The sequence below is a fragment of the Pedobacter boryungensis genome (genome assembly GCF_013204825.1).
In the GTDB taxonomy this organism is placed as follows: domain Bacteria; phylum Bacteroidota; class Bacteroidia; order Sphingobacteriales; family Sphingobacteriaceae; genus Pedobacter; species Pedobacter boryungensis.
Map to the genome: position 1 here is coordinate 137,807 of NZ_JABMKV010000002.1, position 22,792 is coordinate 160,598.

At 33.7% G+C, this 22,792-nt stretch carries 20 protein-coding genes; 9 read left to right on the forward strand and 11 right to left on the reverse strand.

Annotated elements, in window-relative coordinates; translation table 11 throughout:
• Window positions 1–99 precede the first annotated feature (99 nt).
• The 5 genes from HQN85_RS07015 to HQN85_RS07035 form a co-directional block, all read right to left on the reverse strand.
• On the reverse strand, window positions 100–714 hold the full coding sequence (locus HQN85_RS07015; protein WP_173270621.1) for an ABC transporter ATP-binding protein: 615 nt from the start codon (window positions 712–714) through the stop codon (window positions 100–102).
• A gap of 12 nt (window positions 715–726) precedes the next feature.
• Complete coding sequence (lpxA, locus tag HQN85_RS07020) at window positions 727–1,512, reverse strand: acyl-ACP--UDP-N-acetylglucosamine O-acyltransferase (protein ID WP_173270623.1); 786 nt, start codon at window positions 1,510–1,512, stop codon at window positions 727–729.
• Window positions 1,512–2,921 (reverse strand): bifunctional UDP-3-O-[3-hydroxymyristoyl] N-acetylglucosamine deacetylase/3-hydroxyacyl-ACP dehydratase, encoded by a 1,410-nt coding sequence (locus HQN85_RS07025; protein WP_173270626.1) that lies wholly within the window; start codon window positions 2,919–2,921, stop codon window positions 1,512–1,514. The genes lpxA and HQN85_RS07025 overlap by 1 nt, the downstream gene beginning before the upstream one ends.
• A 2-nt stretch (window positions 2,922–2,923) precedes the next feature.
• Window positions 2,924–3,994 carry a UDP-3-O-(3-hydroxymyristoyl)glucosamine N-acyltransferase gene (gene lpxD, locus HQN85_RS07030; protein ID WP_173270629.1) on the reverse strand — a complete coding sequence of 357 codons (1,071 nt, stop codon included), beginning with the start codon at window positions 3,992–3,994 and terminating at the stop codon, window positions 2,924–2,926.
• A gap of 114 nt (window positions 3,995–4,108) precedes the next feature.
• A complete protein-coding gene (locus HQN85_RS07035) occupies window positions 4,109–5,332 on the reverse strand; it encodes an HD domain-containing protein (protein WP_173270632.1) in 1,224 nt (407 codons plus the stop codon).
• A 101-nt stretch (window positions 5,333–5,433) separates the two neighbouring features.
• On the opposite strand from HQN85_RS07035, the gene porX reads away from it, so the two are divergent.
• From porX to HQN85_RS07055, 4 genes are all read left to right on the forward strand, one after another.
• A complete protein-coding gene (gene porX / locus HQN85_RS07040; protein ID WP_173270634.1) occupies window positions 5,434–6,987 on the forward strand; it encodes a T9SS response regulator signal transducer PorX in 1,554 nt (517 codons plus the stop codon).
• A gap of 87 nt (window positions 6,988–7,074) precedes the next feature.
• Window positions 7,075–7,500: a tRNA (adenosine(37)-N6)-threonylcarbamoyltransferase complex ATPase subunit type 1 TsaE gene (gene tsaE, locus HQN85_RS07045; RefSeq protein WP_173270637.1), complete on the forward strand. Its 426-nt coding sequence runs from the start codon at window positions 7,075–7,077 to the stop codon at window positions 7,498–7,500.
• Window positions 7,501–7,567: 67 nt separating this feature from the next.
• Window positions 7,568–8,794 carry an alanine dehydrogenase gene (locus tag HQN85_RS07050; protein WP_173270639.1) on the forward strand — a complete coding sequence of 409 codons (1,227 nt, stop codon included), beginning with the start codon at window positions 7,568–7,570 and terminating at the stop codon, window positions 8,792–8,794.
• 5 nt (window positions 8,795–8,799) lie between these two features.
• Complete coding sequence (locus HQN85_RS07055) at window positions 8,800–9,483, forward strand: M15 family metallopeptidase (protein ID WP_173270642.1); 684 nt, start codon at window positions 8,800–8,802, stop codon at window positions 9,481–9,483.
• 3 nt (window positions 9,484–9,486) lie between these two features.
• Here the strand turns inward: HQN85_RS07055 and HQN85_RS07060 are convergent, their stop codons facing one another.
• From HQN85_RS07060 to HQN85_RS07080, 5 genes are read right to left on the reverse strand one after another with little or no spacing between them, the layout of a single operon-like run.
• Window positions 9,487–10,017 carry a phosphoglycerate mutase family protein gene (locus HQN85_RS07060; RefSeq protein ID WP_173270644.1) on the reverse strand — a complete coding sequence of 177 codons (531 nt, stop codon included), beginning with the start codon at window positions 10,015–10,017 and terminating at the stop codon, window positions 9,487–9,489.
• Between the two features lie 8 nt (window positions 10,018–10,025).
• A complete protein-coding gene (locus HQN85_RS07065) occupies window positions 10,026–11,075 on the reverse strand; it encodes an aminotransferase class I/II-fold pyridoxal phosphate-dependent enzyme (protein ID WP_173270647.1) in 1,050 nt (349 codons plus the stop codon).
• Window positions 11,075–12,133 carry a glycosyl hydrolase family 18 protein gene (locus tag HQN85_RS07070; RefSeq protein ID WP_173270650.1) on the reverse strand — a complete coding sequence of 353 codons (1,059 nt, stop codon included), beginning with the start codon at window positions 12,131–12,133 and terminating at the stop codon, window positions 11,075–11,077. Before HQN85_RS07070 ends, HQN85_RS07065 begins: the two co-directional genes overlap by 1 nt.
• 4 nt (window positions 12,134–12,137) lie before the next feature.
• On the reverse strand, window positions 12,138–12,932 hold the full coding sequence (locus HQN85_RS07075; protein ID WP_173270652.1) for an alpha/beta hydrolase: 795 nt from the start codon (window positions 12,930–12,932) through the stop codon (window positions 12,138–12,140).
• On the reverse strand, window positions 12,932–14,260 hold the full coding sequence (locus HQN85_RS07080; protein ID WP_173270654.1) for a D-alanyl-D-alanine carboxypeptidase/D-alanyl-D-alanine-endopeptidase: 1,329 nt from the start codon (window positions 14,258–14,260) through the stop codon (window positions 12,932–12,934). The genes HQN85_RS07075 and HQN85_RS07080 overlap by 1 nt, the downstream gene beginning before the upstream one ends.
• A 53-nt stretch (window positions 14,261–14,313) precedes the next feature.
• On the opposite strand from HQN85_RS07080, the gene HQN85_RS07085 reads away from it, so the two are divergent.
• From HQN85_RS07085 to HQN85_RS07100, 4 genes are all read left to right on the forward strand, one after another.
• Window positions 14,314–15,567: a pepsin/retropepsin-like aspartic protease family protein gene (locus HQN85_RS07085; protein WP_173270657.1), complete on the forward strand. Its 1,254-nt coding sequence runs from the start codon at window positions 14,314–14,316 to the stop codon at window positions 15,565–15,567.
• Window positions 15,568–15,582: 15 nt separating this feature from the next.
• On the forward strand, window positions 15,583–16,449 hold the full coding sequence (locus HQN85_RS07090; RefSeq protein WP_173270660.1) for a phosphodiester glycosidase family protein: 867 nt from the start codon (window positions 15,583–15,585) through the stop codon (window positions 16,447–16,449).
• Window positions 16,450–16,486: 37 nt separating this feature from the next.
• The gene (locus HQN85_RS07095; protein ID WP_173270663.1) at window positions 16,487–17,455 is read left to right on the forward strand and encodes a hypothetical protein; all 969 of its coding nucleotides are present in this window, start codon (window positions 16,487–16,489) and stop codon (window positions 17,453–17,455) included.
• Window positions 17,456–17,553: 98 nt separating this feature from the next.
• Window positions 17,554–17,745 carry a cold-shock protein gene (locus HQN85_RS07100; protein WP_090993574.1) on the forward strand — a complete coding sequence of 64 codons (192 nt, stop codon included), beginning with the start codon at window positions 17,554–17,556 and terminating at the stop codon, window positions 17,743–17,745.
• Between the two features lie 61 nt (window positions 17,746–17,806).
• Here HQN85_RS07100 and HQN85_RS07105 read toward each other — a convergent pair whose 3' ends face one another.
• Window positions 17,807–19,321, reverse strand: a complete 1,515-nt coding sequence (locus HQN85_RS07105) for a family 16 glycosylhydrolase (RefSeq protein ID WP_173270667.1) — start codon at window positions 19,319–19,321, stop codon at window positions 17,807–17,809.
• Window positions 19,322–19,473: 152 nt separating this feature from the next.
• Between HQN85_RS07105 and HQN85_RS07110 the strand changes: the two genes are divergently transcribed.
• Window positions 19,474–22,788: a DUF4175 family protein gene (locus HQN85_RS07110; RefSeq protein WP_173270670.1), complete on the forward strand. Its 3,315-nt coding sequence runs from the start codon at window positions 19,474–19,476 to the stop codon at window positions 22,786–22,788.
• Window positions 22,789–22,792 lie beyond the last annotated feature (4 nt).

Here is a 22,792-nt window from a genome sequence, read left to right on the forward strand (position 1 = left end):
TGCAATAGCAAATTAAAAATAATTTTAAAGGATGGTTTTAGAAAGAAATAGAGTAGTTTTTAGTTAAAAAACATTTAAAAAGTTACCAATTTTACAAACCTATTTGTAATCAGTAATGCTTAACTGATGTTCGCAAAAATCATATTCATGCGCTTGATTAGAACCAACAATTACCATTTTATTGTTGGTAAATTTTTCTATCAATGCTAAATACCATTCTATTCCTTGAGAATCTAAATTTGATGTGGGTTCATCTAATATTAAAATTGGTGTATTAGCACAACAAGCCAAGACTAATTTGGTTCGCTGTTTCATTCCCGAAGAGAAGTGCTTTAAAGCTTTATCTTGAGATTTCTCTAGTCCCAATAAGCTAAGAACCAAAGAGACGTCTAAACCATCAGCATACGCTTTAAATTGAAAATGAAAATCAATTGTTTCTTGCAGCGTGAATTCTTCTACTAAATCTAAATAAGGTGCGGCAAAGCTGATGTATTGATAGATTTGTTCAACTTTAATTTCAGCTGGATTATGGTAGGTTATTTCCCCTTCGGACGGAGTTAAGCTTCCTAATAAAACACTTAACAAAGTTGATTTCCCTGAGCCATTTGGGCCAAGTATCGCATATTTTTCGCCTTGCTTAAAAGCGTAGTTAATATTTTTAAATATCCAATCTTTGTTAAATCTACGACCGAGATTATTTAGATTAATTTCCATCTTGAGGATGAATTAACTTCCTGTACCAAAGCCCCTCATTACGCCCCGGTTAGAATTACGAATAAAATCTACAATTTCATCTCTAATTTCTGTTGGCTGAAATTCTGCCTCTATAATATCTAGGGCCTTGGTAACATTGTTGTTTTTAACAAAAAGAACACGATAAATTTCTTGTATTTCGTTAATTTTTTCTGGAGAAAAACCTCTTCTGCGTAAACCAACAGAGTTAATGCCCACATAAGAAAGTGGTTCTCTAGCTGCTTTAACGTATGGAGGAACGTCTTTACGCACCAATGATCCGCCGGTTACAAAAGCATGTGAACCAACTTTAACAAATTGATGAATGGCTACCAAACCTGCCAAAACAACGTAATCGCCTATGGTGATGTGACCAGCTAATGTAGTACTATTCGAAAATATACAAAAATCGCCCACTTCACAATCGTGAGCTACGTGTGAGTATGCCTGAATTAAGCAATTTTTACCAATAACGGTTTTCCATTTATCTTTCGTGCCCCGATTAATGGTTACACATTCGCGAATGGTGGTATTGTCTCCAATTTCTGCAGTGGTTACTTCCCCAGCAAACTTTAAATCTTGTGGAATGCCAGAAATTACGGAGCCTGGAAAAATACGGCAATTCTTGCCAATTCTAGCCCCATCCATAATTACAACATTAGAGCCTATCCAAGTTCCTTCGCCAATTTCTACGTCTTTGTGGATTACAGCAAATGGCTCAACTACAACATTATCTGCAATTTTTGCTTGTGGGTGTATATATGCTAAAGGTTGTATCATTATGCTGTTTCGCTATCTTTTACTCTTGAAATTTGAGCCATCATTTCGGCTTCTACCACTACTTTTTCACCTACCATGCCAATGCCTTTCATTTGAGCAATTCCTCTACGAATTGGCTCCATTAAATCACATCTAAATACAATTGTATCACCAGGTAAAACTTGTGCTCTAAAACGTACATTATCTATTTTTAGAAAATAGGTTAGATAATTTCTAGGATCTGGAACAGTGCTTAGTACTAAAATACCGCCAACTTGCGCCATAGCCTCAATTTGGATAACGCCAGGCATAACTGGTGCACCAGGAAAATGACCTCTAAAGAAATCTTCGTTCATGGTTACATTTTTGACACCAACCACGTGTGTTTTGCTTAGTTCTAATACTTTATCCACAAACAAAAATGGTTGTCTGTGTGGTAAGATATCCATAATCTGCATTACATCATACAATGGTTTTGCATTGGCATCGTAAACTTTCTGTATTTTTTTTCCTTTTTCTTTTTTAATAGCTGCTTTAATTTTTTTAGCAAATGCAACATTAGCCGCATGCCCAGGTCTTGCTGCCATAATATGACCTTTTAAATGAACGCCAACCAATGCTAAATCGCCAATCATATCTAATAACTTATGACGAGCGGGTTCATTTTGGTAGCGCAATTCCATATTATTTAAAATCCCCTGTGGGGCAACCTCTATGGCGGATCTATTAAATATTTTAGCTAAATGCGCTAACTCAGGTTTTGTTACTTCCTTATCTACAATTACAATTGCATTATTTAGATCTCCACCTTTAATTAGGTTATTTTGCAATTGATATTCTAATTCATGTAAAAAGCAAAAAGTTCTGCATGAAGCAATTTCTTTTTTAAATTCAGCTATGCTAGAAATGCCTGCGTGTTGGCTTCCCAAAACAGGAGAATTATAATCTATCATGCATGTGAAGCGATAATCGTCTAATGGCATTGCCACAATTTCAACTTTTCTATCAGCTTCTGTGTATGTAATATTGTGAGGAATAGTGAAATATTCTCTGTCTGCGTCTTGAGAAACTACGCCAACTTCTTCAAGTGCTTCGATAAATAAAATCGAACTACCATCCATAATTGGGGTTTCAGGACCATCAAGCTTTAACAAAACATTGTCTAAATCCATGCCAACTAACGAAGCCATTACATGTTCTACTGTGCTAATGCTTGCTCCATTTTGCGAAATAGTTGTTCCTCTAGCGGTATCTGTTACATTATCGCAATCTGCATCAACGATTGGTTGTCCAGGCAGGTCAATTCTTTGAAATTTAAAACCATGGTTGTCAGGTGCTGGACAAAAAGTTAACGTGACATTTGCACCTGTGTGCAAACCTACACCTTTAACCGAAATTTCGCCTTTTATGGTCTTTTGCTTAACGTTCATTCTTACTTTTGTATTGTACTTATATTTTCTATAATAGCTGTTAATTCTGCTATTTTAGCTTCTAAATCTCTAATCCGTTTGTCAACTTCTGGAAGTTTTTTAAATATTACTGTAGAGCGCATCCATTCTTTTAGCGGCTGCGCCGGACTGCCATGCCATTGTTTGTTTTCTTCTGTATTAAAATTTATTCCAGCTTGAGCGCCAATTTGTGTTCCTTTACCTAAATTCAAATGTCCGGCAATCCCTACTTGTCCGCCAATTACAGAATTCTCACCTAATTTGGTGCTTCCAGAAATTCCGCTTTGAGCAGCAACTACAGCATGAGCACCAACATCTACATTGTGTGCAATTTGAATTAGGTTATCTAATTTTGCTCCTTTACGGATAAAAGTAGAACCCATTGTTGCCCTATCGATAGTTGTATTAGCGCCTATTTCTACATCATCCTCTATAATAACGTTGCCAATTTGTGCAATCTTATTATAGGTTCCATCTGCTTGTGGCGCAAAACCAAATCCGTCACTTCCAATTACAGCATTAGAGTGAATGGTTACTCTATTTCCTAATTTAGTGCGATTATATATTTTAACTCCTGGATAAATTGTACAATCACTGCCAATTTTAGAATCCGATCCGATATAGATTTGAGTATATATTCTGCAATTATCACCTATCTCTACATTCTCTTCAATGGAACAAAAGGCCCCAATAAAAACATTTTTACCAATTTTTGCTGTCGGATGAATAAAACATGGTTCCGTTATACCTGTTTGTGTTTTATCCTGATTAAGAGCTTCGTTATATTTTTCTAACAGCACAGAAAATGCGCTATATGGATCTTTTACCTTTATTAAGGTGCAATTTACAGGTTGCGATGGTACAAAGTCTGTTGATACAATAACCACAGAGGCTTTTGTTGTGTACAAATAGCTTTCGTACTTAGGGTTTGATAAAAAGCATAACGAACCAATACTGCCGTCTTCTATTTTAGAAAGCTCTCCAACTTTTACAGTTGCATCTCCCTCTATGGCGCCATCTAAAAATTCGCTTATCTGCTTGGCAGTAAATTGCATGTTACAAAGTTAAATGTTAAATTGATATGAACAAATAAACAACACTTGTTAATCTTACATTACAAGGATAAGACACGAAACGTTGCAAAAAGTAAAATATTTTGTTAAAAAATGCTAAATGTCTCTTGTATAACAAAGAATGTGTTTTTTCACCGTTTTGTCTAAAGATTCTAAGTTAGATAAATCTGATGCTTTTGCAATATCTACCAACTCATTATTCTTCATTAAAATATTAATATTACTATTCCCTGCATTATATGCTCTATTTCTAATGGTATCAGTAAAAACAAAATAAGCTACATCGTCTTCTTGTAAGTTTAGGGCAACAGCTGTCTGATTTGCTAATCGCTCTATTCTTTCTGCCGATGGAGGCACATTTGTGATTTCTACTTTGTATAATTTACGGGAGTTTAACATCTGACAAAGTTTTGCTAAAATAGGATCTTGATGGTTCTCCCAAACCTTAATTGCGGCGTAAATATCTTGATCATCCAATTTTGAAAATTGAAGCAAATGATTATCGTCTTCGAAAAAGTTATGCTCAGTAACATCATTTTGCAAGAAATGCTGCAATGCAGGCGTAGCAAATAATTTGGCTCCACCAGAAGCTAATTCTTTCGCCCTTTCTAAAATTTTAACGAGTAATTGTTCGGCCGCTATAACTGTTTTATGCAAATAAACCTGCCAATACATTAATCTGCGAGCAATTAAAAATTTCTCAATAGAATAAATGCCTTTTTCTTCTATCACTAATTGGTCATCAACAATATTGAACATTTTAATAATTCTATCAAAGCTAATTACCCCTTCGCTCACACCCGTAAAAAAGCTATCTCGATTTAGGTAATCCATTCTATCTAAATCAAGTTGGCCAGAAATTAACTGACAAAAGAAGTTGCGGTGGTAATGGCCTTTAAAAATAGTAATCGCAGGTGTTAATCTACCATCAAATTCATCATTTAGCTGATCCATCATGAGCATAGAAATGTCCTCATGCTTGATTCCGTTGACTAGCGTATGCTCCAATGCATGAGAAAAAGGTCCATGACCAATATCGTGTAGTAAAATTGCAATGGTTGCAGCTTCTTCTTCTTCCGCACTTATTTCATGTCCCTTGTTTCTTAACACCTCAAGCGCCAAACTCATTAAATGCATGGCACCAATAGCGTGATGAAAACGAGTATGTAATGCCCCAGGATATACCAAGTGCGTCATTCCTAATTGTTTGATATATCTTAAACGCTGAAAATATGGATGCGAAATTAGATCATAAACTAAGGCTGAAGGAATACTGATGAACCCATAAACCGGGTCATTTATTATTTTCTTTTTGTTCAACTCTCAAAAATAAATTATACGGTACAAAAATTGCTATTTTTATCGATAGTAAAAAAAGCATACGCTTTTAAAACCTTTAATTTACATAAAAAGTATATATAATGCAGGAAACCAAAATTTTGTGGGCTGATGATGAGATTAACTTACTAAAACCACATATTTTATTGTTAAACGAAAAAGGATATCATGTTACAACTTTTACTAATGGCAATGATGCTTTAGAAGCTTTTGGTAAAGAGCATTTTGATCTAGTTTTTTTAGATGAAAACATGCCTGGTTTAAGTGGACTGGAAACACTTTCTGCAATCAAAAATATTCGTTCTGATGTGCCTGTTGTGCTAATTACAAAAAGTGAAGAAGAAAATCTGATGGAAGACGCCATCGGTTCTAAAATAGATGATTATCTCATTAAACCTGTTAATCCTAAGCAAGTACTATTAACTATAAAGAAAATTATAGACAATAAGCGTTTGGTAAGCGAAAGAACTTCCTCTGCCTATCAACAAGATTTTAGGCGTTTAGGAATGACTTTAAACGACAAATTGAGTTATGAAGAATGGGTTGATGTTTATAAAAAACTTGTATTCTGGGAGCTAGAACTGGAAAAATTGGACGACCCTCAAATGCATGAAATTCTAACGATGCAAAAATCGGAAGCAAATACCCAGTTTTCGAGATTTATTGAAGATCATTATTTGAGTTGGGTAAATGGAAAAGGAGAGCCGCCATTATTATCAAACGAGCTGTTAAAGAAGAAAGCTTTTCCTTTAATTAATTCTAATACCCCAGTATTTTTTATTCTGATCGATAATTTACGTTACGATCAGTGGAAAATTATCAATCCTTTAATTACAGAATATTTCCGTTTAGATGAAGAAGATACCTATTCGAGTATCTTACCAACCGCAACTCAATATGCTCGTAATGCTATTTTTTCAGGCTTGATGCCTTTAGAAATGGAAAAACGTTTTCCTTCCTTATGGCAAAATGACGATGATGAGGGCGGAAAAAATCTACACGAAGAAACTTTTTTAGGCGAACAAATCAAACGTAGTTTGCGTAAAGATTGCAAATTCAGTTACCATAAAATTTTAACTTTTGATCAGGGTAAAGAGTTAACAGAAAAAGTAAATAATTTAATGGAAAACGAGTTTAATGCTATCGTATACAATTTTGTAGATATGCTTTCTCATGCTCGTACAGATATGCAAATGATTCGTGAGTTGGCAAATGACGATGCCGCTTATCGTTCGTTAACTTTATCGTGGTTTGAACACTCGCCTTTATTAGATTTGTTAAAGAAGATTTCACAAAAAAGAGTAAAACTCATTATTACAACAGACCATGGTACAATTAGAGTTAAACACCCTAGTAAGGTAATTGGTGATAGAAATACAAATACAAATTTGCGTTATAAACAAGGCCGTAATTTAAATTACAACCCAAAAGAGGTTTTTTTAATTAGAAATCCGCATGAAGCGCAATTACCTAAAATAAATATTAGTTCTAATTACATATTTGCAAAAGAAGATCAATATTTCGTTTACCAGAACAATTATAACCAGTTTGTGAATTATTATAATGAAACTTTTCAGCATGGCGGAATTTCGTTAGAAGAAATGATTATCCCAGTGGTTACTTATAGTTCTAAATAGAATAAACATACCACCATAGTTTTCACATAAAGTAAACCTTCTAAAAGTGATTTATGTTTCTATGTGGTTAGAATCTATCTTTGTAACATGAAATCCATTTCTATTAATAGTGTAGCTGAATTACCTACAGTAGCTGAACAACTTTTAACTTTTGCCAATGGAGATAAATTTTTTGTTTTCGAAGGGGAAATGGCCGCCGGAAAAACAACATTTATCAAATCATTTTGTGATGTTTTAGGAGTTGAAGACGTGGTAAGTAGCCCAACATTTTCAATTGTTAATGAATATGAAAGTGAAAAAGGCTTAGTTTATCATTTTGATTTTTATCGGATAAAAAACCTACAAGAGGCTTACGATATTGGCTATGAAGAATACTTTTATAGTGATAATTATTGTTTAGTTGAGTGGCCTCAAAAAATTGAAGAATTATTACCAGAGCTTTATATAAAAGTAGAAATCAAAATATCTGGAGAAACTCAACGTACTTTTAATTTTAGTAGGATTTCAAATTAAGATTTAATGTCGAGGTTTTCACAGATTTTCCGTATCTTCAAGCACCTAAAAACTACCACATTATAACATGGCTACAGGATTACGCGAAGGCATGGCCGCCATTGCTCAAAGAGGTTTAATGCAAACTCAAGAGTCGATGCTCGAAACCAATAAAAAGAGCAATAGTTTATATATCGGTATTCCAAAAGAGATTTCGTTTCAAGAATGTCGTATAGCACTTACACCATTATCCGTTGCCTTGTTAATTAACAATGGTCATCGAGTTGTTATAGAATCTGGAGCTGGAGTTGGCGCAAATTTTACCGATAAAGATTATAGTGAACAAGGCGCACAAATATCTTTCAGCAAAAAAGACGTGTACGCAGCAGATATCATTGTAAAAATTGCTCCGCCAACTTTAGAAGAAATTGGATTGATGCACAAAGGCCAAACGCTGATGTCTGCTTTGCAAATTGGCACGCTTAAAGAGGCAAATCTAAAAGCCATCCTTCATAAAAAAATTAATGCTTTATGCTTTGAGAACTTACGTGATGAAGGAAATGTATTAAGCGTAGTACGTGCAATGGGCGAAATTGTTGGTGCCACTTCTATTTTTATTGCGGCCGAGTATTTAAGCAGTGCATTTGGCGGCAAAGGATTAATGTTAGGAGGATTTACAGGCGTACCACCAACTGAAATTGTAATTTTGGGCGCTGGCACTGTTGGCGAGTACGCTGCTCGTACAGCACTTTCCTTGGGTGCAGAAGTAAAAGTTTTCGATAGTTCAATATTTAGATTACGACGTTTACAAAATAATTTAGGAAGCAGAGTTTTTACATCGGTAATGCAACCTATTGTGCTAGCAAAAGCCATTACAACTTGCGATGTGGTGATTGGCGCCATTCGTTCTGAACATGGCCGCAGCCCTTGTTTAGTAATGGAAGAAACTGTTGCTAAAATGAAACCGCATTCTGTTGTTGTAGATGTAAGTATAGATCAAGGTGGTTGTTTCGAAACATCCGAAGTAACTAATCACAAAGATCCTGTTTTCATTAAACATGATGTTATTCACTATTGTGTGCCAAATATCGCATCTAGAGTGCCGAGAACAGCTTCCTATGCTTTAACCAATATATTCGCCCCGATATTAGTTGATATTGGAGATATGGGTGGTTTAATGAATATGGTTTGGAATAGACCCGGCATCCGCGAAGCGCTATATTGCTACCAAGGCCATTTAACAAATAAAGATTTAGCGAACATGTATAATCTTCCTTTTAAGGATTTAGAATTACTTGTTGTTTCTAATCAATAATAGCCATGAAAAACTTTTTACTTCTTTTTTTATTAGGGATTTGCCTTAATTCTTGCGCACAAAAAAATGCGCAAAATCCCTATGGGTTAAAAATCATAGATGATTTGAAAACCTATGCAGCAAACAATAAAGTAAATCCAAATAATGAGCTGGTAGAAATTAAAAAGGCTATTCCATCAGTTGTTTTAGATATTCGTTATGCAACCAAAAACAATTTTATGCATCAAGTCATGTATAAACAAGCTCGTGCTTTCGCGAGAAAACCTGTTGTAGAACATTTAAAGAAAATTCAAGCTATCTTAAATAAAAAAGGATACGGATTAAAAATTTTTGATGCCTATCGTCCATACGCGATTACTGTTTCTTTTTACCAAAAAGCTAGTGATAAAAACTTTGTAGCGAACCCAGCAAAAGGCTCTAAACACAATCGTGGTTGTGCTGTAGATTTAACTATTATTGATCTTAAAACAGGTAAAGACGTACCTATGCCAACACCTTATGATAGTTTTGCTCCAGAAGCAGCACCACATTTTGTAAATCTCCCCTCAGAAATTATAAAAAACAGAGATTTCTTAATTAACACTATGCAAGCAAATGGGTTTAAAGTCATTTACAACGAATGGTGGCATTTTGATTTTAATGGCTGGCAGAATTACGACTTAATGGATATCCCATTTGAAAAACTGTAATAGCTATTCTTTTTCTTTACTATGATGTTCTTTCCCATAACGACTAACTTTAACATCAGCCTTGCCTCCTTTAACCGTTACTTCAAAAAGATAATCGTAATCCTCATCAGTTAATTCTTTTACTGGTTTTTTTGCGCCAAATGCTTCAACTATTTCTAGTACCGTGTTAGAATGACCAACAATTAAAATATTTTTCCCTTTAGCATTTACTATCAATTGTTTTGCTAATGCTTTTTGGTCTTCTGGATTATATGTTTTTACTGAGATCCCAATCTTATCTGCTAATGGAAATCCTGTTAGCTTAGTTCTTTTATAGTTTGTTGCAAAAACCGAATCGATTTTCTCTCCTTTAAGCTCTTTCATCAGTGCTTCTGCTCTTTCTTTGCCTTCGGGAGATAAATCTGGGTCTTTATCTTTTGGATCGTCCGTTAATTTTTCAGCATGTCTAACCACCCAAACTTTTACAGTTTTTTGTGCGTTTAAATTCTGCTGCCCTAGCAAAATCATTAAAAGGATAAGAATAAAATTTTTCATGGCATTGTTTATAAGGATGTTATTAATTCTTGGATATCAGCTTTGTTATGCCAACTGCTTAAAACTACTCTATTTACTATTGGCCCATTTTTATCTGGATAAGGGAATGATGAAACCAACACATTTCGTTTTATCAGCTTTTCGCTAAGGTCTGCATTTTTACAGAAAAAAACAGGAAAACCAGGGAAAAAATGCCAATCGGGGTTGACTGCTAAAGTATTATTTAACAGCTCCATGTTTTCTTGCAATTTTTTCAATTCATTTTTATAAATCTCTTCGCCATGCATAAAGGCATACAAACCCGCAGCAGATGGAGGTGAGGCGCCTAAAAACTCATTGCTCTGCTTTAATTGCGTGATAATTTTTTCTGGCCCTAAAACTAATCCTGCATCTACGCCGAGCGCTTTTGCCATAGAGGCGATTAGTAGAACATCTATATTATCACATTTTGGAATTGTCGATAAAGCGCTCAAGCCTTTATTATTTATGCCAATTCCATGCGAATCATCCACTACTAAAACAACCTGCTTTTCTTTATTTATATTCTTGATGAAAGAGAAATCATAAATTTCTGGGAAAAGATTATTCATTGAGTTACTAATTAATACCCAATTTTTCTTTTCGCTTAAATTAATTTCATCAATAATATTTTTAGTCCATCTGCTAAAAGAGCCTTCAATTTTAGGATCTTTCTTTAACCACAATGCTGGATGTGTCGCCGGCGCATATCTTACCTCTCCAAAGATTGATAATTGCTTTATGCTAAGCTGTGCGGCTAAATATCCGCTAGAAACTATTAACGCTGATTCTGATCCAAACCTATTTGCTGCTTCTTTTTCGGCATCATTATAAATACCTAATTGAATATTATTATTTCGGCTAGTACCGTTATTTAATCCAAAAAGTTCAATTCCTTTTAAATACAGTTTTATAAAATCTGCATGCTGCGGAATACCTAGATATGCTGTGCCACCAAAATAAAGATAGCTTTGTCCATTGATATTAATTTTTGATGATAATGGAACATTAAGATGATTAAAGCTATTTTCCTCTTGCATTAATAAGTTCTTCCAAGTTGATCGTTTGCGGCCTTTATTAATGATTTATCATTGTTCGAGTCGTGAGAAAACTCCCAAAACATAATTCCATTGGTTCTTTCTTTTGCTTTTTGAGTTTTTGCTTTAATTAACGTTATTCCATTGTAACCATAGGTTTTGCCGTTAACGGTGGCAACATTTAAAGTTACATCAGCTCCAGAAGACTCAATATCCCTATATCCAATAGAAGATCCAGAGGCATCTTTTCCATAAAGTGGCATTCCCAATATTGCTTTTTCTTTTGGCATTCCCTTGGTGGTTAGCCATATGTTTAAACTTGCATCAGTCATCTTCATAGAAGCATGATTTAAAGGCTCAGAACTATCATATCCCGCACCGTCATATTGCATGATGTTAAAAAAATCCACATAATTATATACTTCAGATTGTATAGCATCTTTATTAGTAGAGGTATAAACTGCTGGGGTAATTGCTGCACTCAAAAATTTATTAATTTTATGTAGTTCGTCAGACAATTCTTTCATTAATAAGGTATAATCTGTATTTGGATTACCATTTTCTGTCCGTGGATATTCCCAATCCATATCTACTCCATCTAAGTTGTTGTTTTTAGCAAATGTTACTATGTTTTTTACAAAATTGGCTCGAGCTGTTTGAGATTTAGCTATCGAAGCAAACGTTGCTTCTGTTACGCCGGTTGTTATGCCTATAGAGATTCCAAATTTTACATTATTAGCTTTAGCCTTTTGTTGCACAGTTAAAAATCTTGTTTGTTGAGGTAATGCCATTAAAGAGCCGTCTGCGGATGCATTTGGGCTTAAAAACGCATAAAATAAGTGCGTAATCATTTTGTACTTTACGTCGGTAACAACATTTGGGTCTCTGTAACTAGGCATATAAGCAACTATTTTAAAACTATTATCTGGTATATAAGGAGTCCCAGCAACCGGAGGAGTAACAGGAGTTGGTTCGCCTTGATCTGGTTTAACATCGCTTTTCTTACAGGCACTAATAGTTAAAATAAAAGATAAAGCAATTAGTAGATTTTTTAATTTCATAGCTCTATTTTAATTGGGATCTAAAGAATTCAAATTGTTGTTTTATTGATTTTGCCCAGTACATTTTATTATGAGCTCCAGGCTGAGAAATATAGGTTGCATTAAGCTTCAATTCATCGCATTTTTGTTTTAATTGATTGTTAGAAGCGTAGAAAAAATCGGAAGCGCCGCAATCAAAAATAATTGGTTTTGGATTTCCCTTTAATTGATCAATGTTGTCATAAACAGAAAACTTCTTCCATAATTCATTATCAGCTAGCGGATTTCCTAGTAGTTCTCCTAGTCCAAACTTACCAAATCCATCTGATAATTTCACCCCTCCGCTTGTGCTCCCTGCTCCGCTAAAAAGTTCAGGTCTTTTTATAAATAAATAAAGCGCTCCATGTCCACCCATGCTCAACCCACTAATAAAAATATTCTGATCGTCTACTTTGTATTTCTGCTTTATGTTGGGATAAAGTTCGTCAAAGAAAAAATTTTCATACTGCCAATCAGCTTTAGCTGGACTATTTAAATACCAACTACTAAATAAGCCATCTGGACAAACAATAATAAAACCGTATTCATCAGCATATTTTTGAGCATCCATAATTCCGTTCCATTGTTTATAATTTCCACTGTATCCATGCAGTAAAAACATAACAGGAAGCTTATCTAATTTTTTATACTGTTTTGGTTTAAAAACCCAAGTTGTATCAGCTTTTGGAAGGTTTTTGCTTTGATAAACAATTTGTTCTTGCGCAAATGCAGAACAATAAACAGTTAAAATAGCAAATACTATAATTAATCTCTTCATCATTAAAAATTTTCATGAATATAAGTCATCACTCTAACCATTTCCTTCCTCACATCTGACGTAGGCAAAACAAAATTATTATTCATGAAAGAGAAAATGAAAACTTTTCCTTTTTTCGTTACTACATAACCACTTTGATTATGATTGTTTGAAAGGCTTCCGGTTTTACCGAAAACAAAAGGATTATCTGTTTTTGGATACGCATTTTTTAACGTTCCTGTTTTTCCTCCGGCTGGCAACATATCAAATAGTTTTTCTTGATTATTTACCTCACTATAAATCAATTCTAATAGTTTTACCATATCTCGTGGAGTAAACAAATTTCCTCTAGATAATCCAGAACCATCAACCCATCTGGGTTTATCGGGCAAAGCTGATAAATATTGTTTTTCGACATAATTTATCACTTTAGCAGTGTTTAATTCTTCGCCCAACTTATTTGCATATACCAATAATAACTGCTCAGCAATAAAATTATCACTAGGTAAAAGCATTTCTTTAAAAACGGAATCGCTCTTCACATTATAAATAATTTTTGCATCAGCTGGCATTTTCATATTTATAATTCCAACATATTTATTTAGTGTATCACTCAAGAGATTTACTGTAGTTGATTGGCTAACTTTATATGGAATTTGCTGCGCATACTTCGCTGGAATAACTGTGCTAGAATAGTTGAAGCGATTCAAATTAAAATCTCTAATAACCCTAAATGGCTTATTGTCTAAACTATCTTTTATAAAGCAAGAAGCAAAAGTTTGTGGCGAAATTTGCATAGATCCTGCTTTAGAACTTACTAAAACCATATTATCCATTAAGGGTAATTCATTAATTTCTGCCTGATAATATTCATTATAATCATCCCATTGCCAGCCATTTCCATAGAAGTCTCCGGTATATCTGCCTGGAGCAAAGAATAGTTTTTTATTGGTAGATTTTAAAAGATTAAATGCTTTTGTTCCCTTTAATTGAGAGTGGAGAAATGACGGATCTCCGGTTCCCCAAAAAATAAGCGAATCTCCTTTTTCGATATATTTTAATGAGGGAATAGAATCGGGCATCATCTTTAATCCCGCATAAAATGTATATAATTTTGTATTTGAGGCTGGAGTATAATATTTATCAGCATCTTTCTGAAAAATCATTTCCTTTTTTGCTAAGTCAAAAAGCGCAAAACCAACTTGGTATTGTTTAATAATTGCGGAATTTTTAAACTCTCTCTTAACTTTATTAGTTATGATTTTATTGGGCGCACAAGCAGAAAAACAAGCTGTGAGAATTAAAATCAAATAAATAAGCTGTTTTTTATAGTGCAAATAGGGGTTTTCCATTTATAAATCCATTTATGATAAAAATGTGCGCCCTAATTTATTAATTTAGTTTCATGAAATATTGGCAAAAGGCAATAAAAGTCCAGTTATTATCTTTAATTATTGGATTAATGGTGTCACAATTGTTATTTGTGAACTATTGCCATGCACAAAATTTCGCTTTTGAGGGAAATATCAAAAGAAGTTCCCTAAACTTTGATTTTATTAAAAATCTAATAATCATTCCAATTTATATCAATGGTAAAGGCCCATTTAATTTTATTTTAGATACAGGAGTTGGTCCTCTTGTAATTACAGATCCTATATTAAAAGATAGTTTGGCTATAAAGGGAATAAGGTCTGTTAAAATTAACGGGTTTGGTGAGGGGGATGAGATTGATGCATTTTTAACAAATAATGTAAGTGTAAAAATTGGCTATGCAAGCATTGAAACAATACCGACCGTAATTTTTAAGCAAGACTTTTTTAATTTGTCTGGCTATGTAGGGGAAAAAATTTATGGTTTAATTGGTTATAATTTTTTTAATAGCTTTTTAGTAAAAATAAACTACGTACAGAAAAAACTTCAGTTTAGTGTTAATAATGGAAAAACCAAACTAAAAGGAGAAAAAATACCATTAGAATTTTTTGACAATAAACCCTACATTAATATAAAAGTAGAAACACCCCAAACAGGATTAATAAATGCCAAAGTTATTGTCGATTGCGGTGCTAGTCATGCTTTATCTCTAGAGGCTTATAACAACTCCAATTTCCCAATTCCTTCGCCAAACATTTATGGGAATTTAGGGGTAGGTTTAAGTGGAGAAATTAGCGGGCATATTGGGAGGGTTAAAACACTTCAAATTGGACGTTTCCAACTAAAAAATGTGTTAACTAATTTCCCAAAATATAGTGAGGTAGTAAATAAATTAAGGTTGAAAGAAAGAAATGGAAATCTTGGGTCTGACATTTTGAGCCGTTTTAATGTAATTTTTGATTATAAAAACAGCAATATGTATTTGGAAAAAAATAATCGTTATTATAATCCTATTGATCATGACATGTCTGGTATTGAAATTTACATGACAGACAAACCTTATACTCGTTATTTCATTAGCAGATTAGAAAAAGATTCTCCTGCAGAAAAGGGCGGCCTCTTAGTGGATGATGAAATAACTGGCATTAACTTTAAACCTATTGATAATTATAGTCTTGATGATATCAGTAATCTCCTCAAGTCAAATGATGGGCAAGCGGTTCTTTTAGAGATATGGAGAAAAGACAGAACCATTATCAAGTTAATTAGATTAAAACGTAGAATATAAGCTTATTTGTTAATTATGTTAAAAAGAACTTTATTTTTCCTATTTATTGCGTTGAGCAATTTCACATTTGCGCAAAATGTAGACTCGATAACGTTTGTTACTGCAAAATGGCAGAAGCAACGAATTGCACCAAAAACAAAACTAATTACCCACCACTTCGATCAGAAAAATCTTTTTCTAGCCAATCAAAATATTAGCTATATAGAAGTAAAGAACAAAGGTAATTCTCCATCCTTTGAAATTGGAGCCTCTCCTAAAGAACTGAAAACAACAGCTACATTTGGCATGGAAAATAATGCTATCGCTGCAATAAATGGGACTTTTTTTGATGTTAAAAACGGTGGTTCTGTCGACTTTGTTAAAGTAAATGACCAGGTAATTAATTCTACAAGATTGGAAAAAAACAACAGCAGAGCAAGACATCAAAAAGCGGCTATTGTTATTGAAAATGGAAAGCTCTCTTTAAAAAAGTGGGATAATACTGAGAATTGGGAAGAAAATTTGACTGAAAAAAACATAATGTTAAGTGGCCCATTATTAATATTTAATCATACAGAAGAAACTCTAGATACTTCTGCATTTAATAGATTAAGGCATCCAAGAACTGCAATTGGAATGAAGCCTAACGGGAAAATCATATTACTCACGGTAGATGGTAGACAAGAAAATTCTGCTGGAGTAAGTCTTTTTGAATTAACAAAAGTAATGCGGTGGTTGGGCTGTACAAGCGCTATTAATTTAGATGGTGGAGGTTCTACAACTTTATGGGTTTCAAATGCTCCAGAAAACGGAGTGATCAATTATCCATCCGATAATAAAAAATGGGATCATGAAGGTTCTAGAAAAGTTGCAAATGTTATTCTCCTAAAGAAGAAACAATAATATATTTGCCGCTGTTATTATTTGTTTCCGATTTAAGATGAAGTGTAAAACTATTGCCATTTCTTTCGTTGTTCTATGTGTTTTGTTTTTGTCGGCCTGTAACTCAGACTCAAACAAGGAGAAAAAAATTACCGATCCATCCGAAATGCCCGAGAACAACTTGAGCTTTAAAGATGTAAATGGCATCCGTTTTTATGAAGTGAAAAGACGATTTAAGAATGGATTATCTTTTAATGAGATCGGATTTCAACAAGAACCAACCTGGACTATAGAATTCAAAGCCCCAGATACAATGCTCGCTTATAGTCCAGAAATAGCACGGATGCAGGGTTTTTATCTTCAGCATGATCATGAAAAGGTTTACAACTTTGCAAGAGAATTTTTTAGGGCAAAAATAATTAGTAGAGATAGTTTGATTTTGCAGCGTCTACAAGTAAATGGAAAACAAATAATGGGCGATGATGATGAACGATCGGATGTATATTGTACCTATTATACTAAAGATTACATCGAAAATAAATTACACACTACCATTGAACAATTAAAAAGGCCATTAAGGGCGGATACCCTATTTATTAAGCGTATATCTGAGCGGACTTATCGGAATCCTAAAAATCCAGATACTGCGTTTGCAGCAAGACAACCTGTTGTTTTTGAGCCAAAAAGCAAATTTATAACTGCAAAAAAAATAAGTACGGTCGATGAACTCAACCATCGTCCAAAATCTTACGATTATTTATATCCAGAATACGAAATTGAGATCCTTAGATCTTATAAAGAGTTTGCCTACAATTTTACTGTTGTAGTTGACGCAACTGGAAAAATGCATCTAAATAGGTTAGGAAGTATTGTATTACCTGAATATCTTGAAGCTCGTAAAAAATTGATACAAGGAATTATTGATGTTTATTTACAGAACTTATTAAAAATTACTCCTGGTAAAACTTTAGGCATTCCACATTCTAGTGAAATTACATTAACTGTAACTGGAAAACGATCTAAGTAAACCCTCACTTTATAGTATATTTATCAAAAAATGAGGGATTTGCATTTATTAAAATTAAATTATGTACCTTGCGCACTTAATTATTAATATACAATACAATGCAAGAAGGAACAGTAAAATTTTTTAATGTAACAAAAGGTTTTGGATTTATTATCCCTGCAAACGGCGATAGCGAAATCTTTGTACACTCAACAGGTCTTATTGACGAAATTCGTGAAAACGATAAAGTTGAATATGATGTTGAAAGCGGTAAAAAAGGTTTAAACGCCGTTAATGTGAAAGTAATCTAATTATTATCATATTTTACCAAAGCCCCGATTTAACATCGGGGCTTTTTTGTTTTATGATTTTTTACTTTTGAAAGACCCTTACGTAATCTATTTTCATTGTAGCCGGAAAAATTGTCTCATCAATTCCTTTTGCGCCACCCCAGTTTCCACCAACAGCAACATTTAATAACAAGTGAAACGGTTGATCAAATGGCCATTCATCAATTCCTTTTTTGCTATTTTTAAAACTAAAATATTTATTGCCATCCATAAAAATGTCTATGTGATCTTCATACCACTCCATTGCATAAATATGGTATTCCGAATAGTGGGTATCAGATTTTATAGTTTTCCCAACTTGGGTATTAATGGTGTGGTTAAATGATTTTGTGTGTACTGTTCCATGAATTGTATCTGGATCATATCCTACATGTTCCATTACATCAATTTCTCCGCTTCTAGGCCAAGACCCGTATTTCCAATCTGTAGGTAACATCCAAATTGCCGGCCATAACCCTCTTCCTTTTGGTAGCATCGCCCTTACTTCTAGGCGTCCGTATTTCCAGTCAAATTTTTTCCTAGTAGCTAACCTTGCGGAGGTGTAATTCTTATTTTCTTTATCCGTTTTACGAACAATAATATTCAAACTTCCTTTGTCTACATTGGCATTTAATGTATCCGCATTTGTATAAAATTGTTTTTCATTGTTGCCCCAACCAGTACCACCAACATCATAAGTCCAATTAGTAGGGTTTGGTAAACCTTTGCCGTTAAATTCGTCCGACCATTTTAACTTCCATCCACTTGATATTGGAGACTTCTTAATGGTTTCAAATAGCAATTCGGGTTCATTTGTAGTGATAAATTCAACTTCATTTGCCAGCAACCATTGCATTTCTGGCTCAGTATTTACCGTCCAAGCATTAACGGTTAGTCCAAGTTTTTTAGATGGCGCAATCCAGTTGTTCTTCTGAAACACAGAATAGTGATAATCAGAACCAGCAAAACCATCTGCTTTTAACTTTTCTGGTGCAACATCTCCAGCAAGGTAAGCAACCTTTGCATTTGGCATATGTGAAATAATGTAAGTGCAAATATCATAACTAAAACTTATGTACTCTACCCATGCCTCAGCCTTTAAATTCCTAATCATTTGTAGCGCACTTTCAGCTAAGAACTCATCTCGCTCCTTGCCCATATTTTGAGGTTTTAACTCAAGAATTAGTTTGGTTTTTTTCTGTTTCATTCCCTCTTTTAAATAGCTCTTTAAAGTTGGAACCGATTCTCCATTGGAAAGTTTTTTGGTTAATAATTGCGTATAAGTAGACTTTGAAATTGGCATTCCTAAAAATGTGGGGTCGTGGTTTACAACTAATATGCTATCCAAAGTCATGTGCACATCAAACTCAGATCCGAAACAGTTTATCTTAAATGCTTGCCTTAACGAAGCTATTGAATTTTCAGGAAGATTATTTTTTTTCCATGCTCCACGATGAGCGATAACTTGATTTTTATTCCAAGAGGTGATCGTTTTTTGAGCCATTCCACTAGCAGAAATCATTAATACAAGTAAGCCAGCAATTGATAATTGTTTCATGTGTTTATTTTGATGTGCTAAAAGTAAGATTTTGAAACAAAATTTATATTGATTTTTTGTTAACTTATCCCTTATAACTTACAAAAATGAAATAGAATACTCATTCACAACTTACTTACATTATTTTTACGTTTAATTCCGTTAACAAACAAATGGCCAATAGCTACGATTCTTTATTAGCTAAGATTAATGAGTTTACTCGAAAGTTTTACTTAAATAAACTTTTACGTGGAAGCATTTATGCTGCAGCTAGCATTTTAGGGCTGTATCTTTGCCTTTTTGTGTTGGTTTATTACACTCATCCAGGAACCGCAGCTAAAACGACTTTGTTCTTTTCATTTTTATTTATTGCGTTAGTCGCCATCAGTTTTTGTATAATAAAACCCGCACTTTCTTATTTTAAACTGAATAAAACCATAAGTATAGAGCAAGCTGCTGGATTAATAGGAAATCATTTTTTTAATGTAAAAGACAGACTATTAAATACTTTACAATTGAAGGCTTTGGCCGATGAGTCTCCTCAAAACAGCCAATTGATTTTAGCAGAAATTGATCAAAAAATAAGTGATTTAAGGCCAATTCCATTTGCCAGCGCCATTAACCTTAACGATAACAGAAAGCATATTAAATATATTTTAATTCCATTAATCATTATTCTTTTTATTGGATTGATTGCTCCATCGATATTGAAAGAAGGGACAAATAGCTTTATTCGTTATAACGAAGAAATTTTACCCAAGGCTCCTTTCAACTTTGTGATATTAAATAAGAATTTAAGTGTAACGCAGGGCGATGATTTTACCGTTCAGTTGCAATTGAATGGTAATGAATTTCCACAAGATATTTATATAGAAGACGGAGCAAACACCTATAAATTAGCCAAAGAAAATATAGATCATTTCAATTATACCTTTAAAAACATTCAAAAAAATAAATCTCTTCGTTTTTTTGGCGGAGGTTTTAATTCTGCTACTTTCACTATCGATGTAAAGCCACGACCTTCGTTGTTAAATATGAGTGCAAAGCTGATTTATCCAGCTTATCTGCAAAGAAAAAATGAAGAATTAAACAATGTAGGCGATTTATTAATCCCGGAAGGCACAAGAATAATCTGGAATTTACACACAGAAAATAGCGACGAATTAGCTTTTATTCTTCAAAATCAATCCTACAACTTAAAGATCGATAACAACAATGCAACATTTAGCACAACTGTGCGAAAAAACAGTAATTATCAGATTATTCCTAAAAATACTTTCGTAAGCAGTTCGGATTCCTTAAGCCACCAGCTAACAGTTATTGCTGATCAATTTCCAAGTATTTCGGTTGCAGAAGCACCTGACTCTGTAAGTAGCAAAGCACTATATTTTTCCGGAAATATTGCAGATGACTATGGTTTTTCTTCCTTAAAATTCATCTACAAGATTATGCAAGATGGGAAAATTATCGGCGAGCAAAGTAAGCCTATTGCAATAAAGAATAATCAAGTAGAAAATGCTTTTTTCTACTTATGGAACTTGAATACAATCAGTATAAAACCAGGACAAGTTTTAACATATTATTTTGAAGTTGCCGATAATGATGGTATAAATGGAGCGAAAATTTCTAAATCCGAAATAAAAACTTATCAAGTTCCTACACAACAACAAGTAGCAGAGAAATTAGCTGCCGGAAGTGAATCGCTTAAACAGAAAATGGAATCGACTATTAAATTGGCGAATTCTATAGAAAAAGAAAGCAAGAAATTAAGTCAAAACTTATTAGATAAAAAACAACTCACTTTTGAAGATAAAAAGCAAATTGAGCAATTACTTGATAAGCAAAAACAGCTAGAAGAAGCTGTTAAGGATATTAAAAAACAAAATGAGAAAAACACATTTGAAAAGACAGAAAATAATGCAATAAATGATGAATTAAAAGAAAAGCAAAAACAAATTGATGAGCTTTTTAATAATGTACTCGATGAAAAAACCAAAGAATTATTGCAAAAGTTGCAGCAATTAATGGAAATGAATAATAAAGACTTAACTAGGGATCAGCTTTCTAAAATGCAACTCGATAATAAATCTTTGAAAAATGAATTAGATCGAATTTTAGAATTATACAAACAATTAGAGTTTGAGCAAAATCTACAAAATAAAATAGATCGTTTGGATGAGATGGCAAAACAGCAAAAGGAGTTGAGCCAACAAAGCAAGGATAAAAATTCATCGTTAAATGACATAAAAAACAAGCAGGATAAATTAGCTAAAGATTTTAAAGATTTACAGCAAGAATTATCAAAATTGGAAAATAAAAATGAAGAGTTAGATCGTCCAAATCCCTTTCAAAATCCTAAAAAAGAAACTTCTCAAATTGAAAAAAACCAACAAGAAAGCAAGGAGCAGTTAAACAAGAACGATAAACAGAAAGCGGCCGAAAAACAGCAACAAGCTGGCGAGCAAATGGAAGAGTTGGCTAAAAAAATGAAAGAAAGTCAGCAAGAAAGCGAAGAACAAGAAGCTAAAACCAATGCCGAAGAACTACGTCGCTTATTGGAGAACTTATTGAGCACTTCGTTTGCACAGGAAAAAGTAATGCTCGCTTTGAAAAGAATGAACAGTAATGATCCTTCTTACGTTGCCAATGTACAGCAACAAAATACCATTAAAGACAACATGAAAACTATTGCTGATAGTTTGTTTTCATTAAGCAAACGGGTTCCTCAAATTGAAAGTGTTGTGAATGCCGAAGTGGACAAAATCAATTTCAACATTGGAAAATCTATAGACTTTTTGGGCGATAGGCGAACTGCCGAAGCAAATCGTTCGCAGCAATTTACAATGACATCGCTTAATAATTTAGCGCTAATGCTAAACGAGGCATTAGACCAGTTGCAAAATGCGATGAAAAATGCAAAATCTGGCAAAGGTAAAGGCAAAAAAAGCATGCAGCAATTACAACAAATGCAAGATCAATTGAATAAAAACATGCAAAATGCCCGGGATAAAATGCAACGTGAAGGCAATACAGGAACAGTACCAAAAGGGCAAATGAGTGAAGAATTTGCGAAGATGGCCCAACAGCAGCAAATGATTAGAGAGGCGTTGCAAAAAATAAACAAAGAAGACAATAAAGATGGGAAGGGTTCTCTTGGTAATTTAAACCAAATGACCCAAGAAATGAAACAGACGGAATTGGATCTAGTGAACAAGAAAATTTCAGAAGAGACTATGAACCGCCAAAAGAATTTGATGATTAAATTATTAGATGCTGATAAAGCACAACGTGAACAAGACCAAGATTCTAAAAGAGAGAGTAACGCTGCAAAAGAATTTCCTCCTTCTTATCAGCAAATGCTAGATAAATTTAAGAAACAACAGCAAAGCGAAAGTGAAGTTATTCAAAAGCTGCCTCCAAACTTAAATTATTACTACAAAAATAAAATAGCTGAATATTTTAAATTGCTAAATTCGCCCAATAAATAATTTG

Bases quoted from the DNA above. Each gene is read 5' to 3' on its own strand.
- HQN85_RS07015 (WP_173270621.1), bottom strand. From the start codon at position 714: ATGGAAATTAATCTAAATAATCTCGGTCGTAGATTTAACAAAGATTGG.
- lpxA (WP_173270623.1), bottom strand. From the start codon at position 1,512: ATGATACAACCTTTAGCATATATACACCCACAAGCAAAAATTGCAGAT.
- HQN85_RS07025 (WP_173270626.1), bottom strand. From the start codon at position 2,921: ATGAACGTTAAGCAAAAGACCATAAAAGGCGAAATTTCGGTTAAAGGT.
- lpxD (WP_173270629.1), bottom strand. From the start codon at position 3,994: ATGCAATTTACTGCCAAGCAGATAAGCGAATTTTTAGATGGCGCCATA.
- porX (WP_173270634.1), top strand. From the start codon at position 5,434: ATGCAGGAAACCAAAATTTTGTGGGCTGATGATGAGATTAACTTACTA.
- tsaE (WP_173270637.1), top strand. From the start codon at position 7,075: ATGAAATCCATTTCTATTAATAGTGTAGCTGAATTACCTACAGTAGCT.
- HQN85_RS07050 (WP_173270639.1), top strand. From the start codon at position 7,568: ATGGCTACAGGATTACGCGAAGGCATGGCCGCCATTGCTCAAAGAGGT.
- HQN85_RS07055 (WP_173270642.1), top strand. From the start codon at position 8,800: ATGAAAAACTTTTTACTTCTTTTTTTATTAGGGATTTGCCTTAATTCT.
- HQN85_RS07060 (WP_173270644.1), bottom strand. From the start codon at position 10,017: ATGAAAAATTTTATTCTTATCCTTTTAATGATTTTGCTAGGGCAGCAG.
- HQN85_RS07065 (WP_173270647.1), bottom strand. From the start codon at position 11,075: ATGCAAGAGGAAAATAGCTTTAATCATCTTAATGTTCCATTATCATCA.
- HQN85_RS07070 (WP_173270650.1), bottom strand. From the start codon at position 12,133: ATGAAATTAAAAAATCTACTAATTGCTTTATCTTTTATTTTAACTATT.
- HQN85_RS07075 (WP_173270652.1), bottom strand. From the start codon at position 12,932: ATGATGAAGAGATTAATTATAGTATTTGCTATTTTAACTGTTTATTGT.
- HQN85_RS07080 (WP_173270654.1), bottom strand. From the start codon at position 14,260: ATGGAAAACCCCTATTTGCACTATAAAAAACAGCTTATTTATTTGATT.
- HQN85_RS07085 (WP_173270657.1), top strand. From the start codon at position 14,314: ATGAAATATTGGCAAAAGGCAATAAAAGTCCAGTTATTATCTTTAATT.
- HQN85_RS07090 (WP_173270660.1), top strand. From the start codon at position 15,583: ATGTTAAAAAGAACTTTATTTTTCCTATTTATTGCGTTGAGCAATTTC.
- HQN85_RS07095 (WP_173270663.1), top strand. From the start codon at position 16,487: ATGAAGTGTAAAACTATTGCCATTTCTTTCGTTGTTCTATGTGTTTTG.
- HQN85_RS07100 (WP_090993574.1), top strand. From the start codon at position 17,554: ATGCAAGAAGGAACAGTAAAATTTTTTAATGTAACAAAAGGTTTTGGA.
- HQN85_RS07105 (WP_173270667.1), bottom strand. From the start codon at position 19,321: ATGAAACAATTATCAATTGCTGGCTTACTTGTATTAATGATTTCTGCT.
- HQN85_RS07110 (WP_173270670.1), top strand. From the start codon at position 19,474: ATGGCCAATAGCTACGATTCTTTATTAGCTAAGATTAATGAGTTTACT.